The 4,963-nt window shown below is 66.5% G+C and carries 6 protein-coding genes; 2 read left to right on the top strand and 4 right to left on the bottom strand.

Annotated elements, in window-relative coordinates:
• Positions 1 to 18: 18 nt before the first annotated feature.
• The 4 genes from DBR20_RS06840 to DBR20_RS06825 form a co-directional block, all read right to left on the bottom strand.
• Positions 19 to 474, bottom strand: a complete 456-nt coding sequence (locus tag DBR20_RS06840; RefSeq protein ID WP_108265658.1) for a protein sip-5 — start codon at positions 472 to 474, stop codon at positions 19 to 21.
• Entirely contained in the window at positions 471 to 941 is a 471-nt protein-coding gene (locus DBR20_RS06835) for a phage holin family protein (protein ID WP_089241379.1), read from the bottom strand. Before DBR20_RS06835 ends, DBR20_RS06840 begins: the two co-directional genes overlap by 4 nt.
• A gap of 8 nt (positions 942 to 949) precedes the next feature.
• Positions 950 to 1,312 carry a hypothetical protein gene (locus tag DBR20_RS06830; RefSeq protein WP_025878359.1) on the bottom strand — a complete coding sequence of 121 codons (363 nt, stop codon included), beginning with the start codon at positions 1,310 to 1,312 and terminating at the stop codon, positions 950 to 952.
• A 102-nt stretch (positions 1,313 to 1,414) separates the two neighbouring features.
• Entirely contained in the window at positions 1,415 to 2,848 is a 1,434-nt protein-coding gene (locus DBR20_RS06825) for a Do family serine endopeptidase (RefSeq protein WP_108265657.1), read from the bottom strand.
• A gap of 489 nt (positions 2,849 to 3,337) precedes the next feature.
• On the opposite strand from DBR20_RS06825, the gene DBR20_RS06820 reads away from it, so the two are divergent.
• On the top strand, positions 3,338 to 4,285 hold the full coding sequence (locus tag DBR20_RS06820) for a histone (protein ID WP_108265656.1): 948 nt from the start codon (positions 3,338 to 3,340) through the stop codon (positions 4,283 to 4,285).
• 137 nt (positions 4,286 to 4,422) lie between these two features.
• Positions 4,423 to 4,963 (top strand): hypothetical protein (locus DBR20_RS06815; protein WP_108265655.1); only part of this gene is annotated, 541 nt, incomplete at its 3' end.

Here is a 4,963-nt window from a genome sequence, read left to right as displayed (position 1 = left end):
CGCGGCGGGTAAGGATCGTCAACGTTCGGACAATTCGGTGGCCGCTTCGGCCGGACGGGGCCCACGCAGCTCCGAGTCGGGCTCGGGCACCGGCTGCGCTGCCGGTCGTGCCGCCGGTTGTGCCGATGCGGGAGGCGGCTGCCCGGTGGCCTCATCCGCTTGGTCGGCGGCATCGTCTGCGGTTTCCGCGGCCTGCGCCGCCACCACGGTGGCAAACGCGGCCTGCGCGCTGGCGAACAGGCTGGACACCGAGCCCACCATCTGCAGCCAACGTGCTCCGTTTACCTTGCCCGGGACCTCCAGCTTGCCGGCGATGAAGCCGCCGGCCAGACCGACCACCACGATGCGCAGTGGCGACCAGCCCTGTCGCCAGACCTGGCTGAGCACGCCCCAGTTGCCCTGGGTTTCGCCGATGCGCACGGCCATCACCTGTTCGCAGCGCTTCACCCGCCGCTGCAGTGCACCGAACTTCATGGCTTGCCCTCCGGAATCTGCACGCCGGCATCGGGATCATCATCGGTGGGCTCATCGAACAGGCCCAACCGCGACAACTGGCGCCGGGTGGCGTGCATGCCGGTGTGGTGGAAGAAGTACGAAACCCGCCAGATCGCATAGCCGGTGACGGCCAGGCTCAGCAACGAGGTGATCAGCAGGGCCTGCAGCCAGCTCAGGCCGAAGCTCTGCAGCAGGGCGATCAGGGTGGCCGCCATCAGCAGCCACGCCGAGGCGCCGAACACGATGGCGACGCCGGCCCAGGCCAACGCACGCCCGAAAGCGCTGCGTGCAAGCGCGAAGTCCGCCGACGCCAACCGGCGCAGCGAACGCAGCGAGTGCTTGGCCGAATCGACAGTCGCCCGGCCGGCAGCGCCGACCTGGCGGATGCTCTCGTCCAACGGCGGCGTGGCCGCCGGATCGGGACGTTGCGTGGTGTCTTCGCTCACGCCGCAGCTTACTTGTCGCTGCCGCGGGCCAGCTTGGCGATGATCCAGCCGGTAGCGAAGGCCACGCCGAACGAGGCCAGCGGACGTTCGCGGATCAGTTCAGCGGCGCTGTCGATCAGGTCCTTGCCCTTGTCCATCAGTGCGTCGACCTGTTCCTTGGCGGCGGCACCACCGAACTCGGCAGCAGCCAGGCCCGACAGCGCGCTGTCGGACAGTTCAGCCTTGACGTTGGCCTTGCCGATGCGCAGTTCGTCGGTCGCGGCGCCGGTAGCGCCCTTGATCGCACCGCCGGCAGCGCTGGCGGCCTGCTTCAGGTGGGAACCGGCTTCACCCAGGTGGTCCTTCAGGTTCTCGGTATTGGTGGGGCTCATCGAATCACTCCTGTTGCGATGGGGGAACGGGCGATCGGCTCAGCCGACCTGGACATACAGAGATAGCATCACGAGGGTATAGGGGGCGTTACGGCCAGGCGATCACCGCATCACCAACTGGCCCTGCTGCTGGCCATTGTTGCGCAGGACGCGCAGCACCAGGGTCGGCGGGCGCTGCTGGAAATTGGCGCGCCAGCTGGCCAGGTCGGCGAATTCGCCAACGGTGGCATCGGTGATGATGTCGCCCTGCTGCAGGCCATTGGTCGCAGCGCGGCTGCCGCGCTTGACCTCGCTGACCAGCACGCCGCCCACGCCGGACTGGCGCAGCGATTCGGGCAGGTCGACGAAGCTGGCACCGCTCAGGCGCGGGTCCAGGCTCTCGCCGCTGACCACGCGCGCCTGTTCCTTCAGCGTTGCCTTGATCTGCAGCGGCTTGCCTTCGCGGCGGACGTCCAGGGTCAGTACGCTGCCCACCGCCGCCAGGCCTTCCACGTTGTGCAGTGCTTCGGCACTGTCCACCCGCTGGCCGTTGGCCGAGACCACCACGTCGCCCGGCTTCAGCCCTGCGGCGGCACCGGCCGAGCCGGCCAGCACGCGGGTCACCAGTGCGCCACGGGTTTCGCCCAGGCCCAGGCCCTGCGCGATCTGCGCACTCAGGTTCTGGCTTTCGATGCCCAGCGTGCCGCGCACCACCACGCCATGCTTGACCAGCTGGTCGACCACGCTGCGGGCCAGGTTCGACGGAATCGCCAGGCCCAGGCCGATGTTGCCGGCCATGCTGCCCTGCGGGTTGAAGCTGGCGGTGTTGATGCCCACCAGCTGGCCCTGCAGATTGACCAGCGCGCCACCGGAATTGCCCGGGTTGATCGATGCATCGGTCTGGATGAAGTTCTGGTAGCCCAGCCCGCGGATGCCACTGCGGCCCACCGCCGAGACGATGCCCGAGGTGACCGTCTGGCTGAAACCGAACGGATTGCCGATGGCGACCACGAAGTCGCCCACCCGCAGCTGGTCGCTGTTGCCCAGCTTGATGTCGGTCAGGTTCTGCGCCGGAATGCGGATCAAGGCGATGTCGGTGTCGCGGTCCGAGCCGAGGAATTCGGCCTTGACCGTGCGCCCATCGGCCAGTGTCACCTGCACGTCATCGGCGTTGTCGATGACGTGGTGGTTGGTCAGCACCAGGCCTTCGGTGGCATCGATGATGACGCCCGAACCGAGCGATTCGTTGATCCGCTCCTGCGGAATGTCCGGGAACAGGCGGCGGAAGAACGGGTCGTTGAAGAACGGGTTGCGTACCCGCACCACCTGCTTGGTGTTGACGCTGACCACCGCCGGCATCGCTTTTTCCAGCATCGGTGCAAGCGATGGCACCGCCTGCCCGGCGACCGATGCCGGCAGCGCTGCGGTGGTGGGCAGCACCGCCGGCAGTGGAGCGGCGTCGGCTCGGTTGTCCAGGTGCGCGTTGAGGCCGGTGGCAACGAAGCCGCCGAAGGCAGCAGCGATTGCGAGCGTAAGCAGGGTGGGAAGCGGTCGCATGGGAGTCGGTTCGCAGGCTGGGGTGGGGGCCGTTGACGCATACGGTAGAACAAGCTGAATGAGTGTGTCGCGATCTGGATAAATGCCCCATGAAAATCCGACCCGTGCCGAGGGCGCCGGAAAGGTGCCGCGCGCGTCGTACCGCTGTTCGCGACAGCCGCGCGCGAGCGCCGCAAGGCAGGGCGACAGCGCCGTGATACACCGCGACACTTGCGCAGTTCCGCGCATCCTGACCTTGCGATGACGCTCATTGCTGCGCGGATGCGTTGCTGCTGCCAGTGTCTGCACCGGCATGCCAGCAGCAGGCAGGCTGCGCAGCACACTGCTTAAAAAAAGGGATTTCCTGACTGCGGGGCGCGTCAGCCGCCGCCATCGCTTACACCAGTTGCGTCGCAACGGATGCGATTGACCGACCGTGCCCGTTCCACGATAGCCATTGTCGGTATAGCATCGCCCCGTTTTGACAATCCAGGCCCCTAGGAGGGCAACATGAGCAACGGTAATGGTGTGTCGGTCGTGACCGACGCCGTCGAGAACGTGAAAGAAACCGCCACCAACGTCGGCGAGACCATCGCCCACGCCGCCGAAGACGCAGTGAAGTCGGTCAAGAAGACCGTCAAGCGCGCCCGCAAGGCTGCCACCACCCGCGTCGCCAAGGCCAAGAAGGTCGTGGCCAAGGTCGAGAAGACCGTTGCCAAGAAGGCCGAGAAGGCCGCCAAGTCGGTCGGCAAGACCGTTGCCAACGCCAAGAAGAAGCTGGAAGCGGCCAAGAAGAACGCCAAGGCCGAAGCGGCTGCCCTGAAGAAGGAAGTGGCCAAGAAGAAGGCGGCTGCCGGCAAGGCCGTGACCAAGAAGGCTGCTGCTGCCAAGAAGCCCACCAAGGCTGCCGGCAAGAAGGTCGCTACCGTGAAGAAGGCCGCCCCCAAGAAGGTTGCGACCGCCAAGAAGGCTGTGGCCAAGAAGACCGCTGCTGCCAAGAAGGTTGTCGGCAAGAAGGTCGCGACCGCCAAGAAGGCTGTAGCCAAGAAGACCGTGGCTGCCAAGAAGGTTGTCGGCAAGAAGGTCGCTACCGCCAAGAAGGCTGTGGCCAAGAAGACTGTCGCTGCCAAGAAGGTCGCCGGCAAGAAGACCGTCGCTGCCAAGAAGGTCGCCGGCAAGAAGACCGTCGCCGCCAAGAAGGTTGTCGGCAAGAAGACCGCTGCTGCCAAGAAGGTTGTCGGCAAGAAGACCGTCGCTGCCAAGAAGGTCGTCGGCAAGAAGACCGCCGCTGCCAAGAAGGTTGTCGGCAAGAAGACCGCCGTCGCCAAGAAGGTTGTCGGCAAGAAGGTCGCCGCTACCCGCAAGACCGTGGCCAAGAAGGCTGCACCGCTGAAGAAGGCTGTGGCCAAGAAGGCTCCGGCCAAGAAGGCCGTGCGCAAGGCTGCCAAGCGCAAGTAATCGCGCGTGGTTCGAAGGCCCTTCCGCTCATCGGGCGGGAGGGCCTTCTGCGTTTTCGGGGGCGCTCATCCGCGCCTGACGTGGATCTGCGGCAGCAGGCTGGGGCAAGATGAAGGTCTTCCGCAGGAGTCCTGGCCATGCGCGGTATCGATTTCAGTTCCTGGCAGGGCGTGCTGTCCACCCTGGCCGGGTTGGTCCTGATCACCCTGCTCGGCGTGGGTATCCGCCTGCTGGTGATGCAGACCCTGCAGCAGCGCCGCGAACGCGAGAACCGCCAGATCAACGAGCGGCTGCGTACCCTGATGGCGGCCTACAAGACGCTGGGTGGTTCCTTCACCGGTGAGCTGGGGGTCGACCCGGCCCATCTGCGCGACCTGCGCCAGCGCGCCCACGAAGAAGGCATCGCCGAGCCAGGCTCGGATCGGGCCAGGCGCATCCGCGATGCGGTCGAAGCGGCGTTGTCGGACATCCTGCTGCTGGGCACCGACGAGCAGGTACGGCTGGCCGCGCGCGCTGCCAGTGAACTGGCGCAGGGGCGCCCGGTGCACACACACGAACTGGTGATCTCGCTGCGCGACTTTGTCCGCGAGGCGCTGGACCTTGCGCCGGTGCCGGCCGACCTGGAGATCCCGCGCCAAGGGCCTACCCGCCCTGCCGGCAGCGGTGGCGGAAGTGGCA

It is taken from the genome of Stenotrophomonas sp. HMWF023 (genome assembly GCF_003060985.1).
Classification (GTDB): domain Bacteria; phylum Pseudomonadota; class Gammaproteobacteria; order Xanthomonadales; family Xanthomonadaceae; genus Stenotrophomonas; species Stenotrophomonas lactitubi.
Note: the sequence above shows the minus strand (reverse complement) of the source record. Positions and strands in the feature narration are given on the sequence as shown.

Bases quoted from the DNA above. Each gene is read 5' to 3' on its own strand.
- DBR20_RS06825 (WP_108265657.1), bottom strand. From the start codon at position 2,848: ATGCGACCGCTTCCCACCCTGCTTACGCTCGCAATCGCTGCTGCCTTC.
- DBR20_RS06840 (WP_108265658.1), bottom strand. From the start codon at position 474: ATGAAGTTCGGTGCACTGCAGCGGCGGGTGAAGCGCTGCGAACAGGTG.
- DBR20_RS06820 (WP_108265656.1), top strand. From the start codon at position 3,338: ATGAGCAACGGTAATGGTGTGTCGGTCGTGACCGACGCCGTCGAGAAC.
- DBR20_RS06830 (WP_025878359.1), bottom strand. From the start codon at position 1,312: ATGAGCCCCACCAATACCGAGAACCTGAAGGACCACCTGGGTGAAGCC.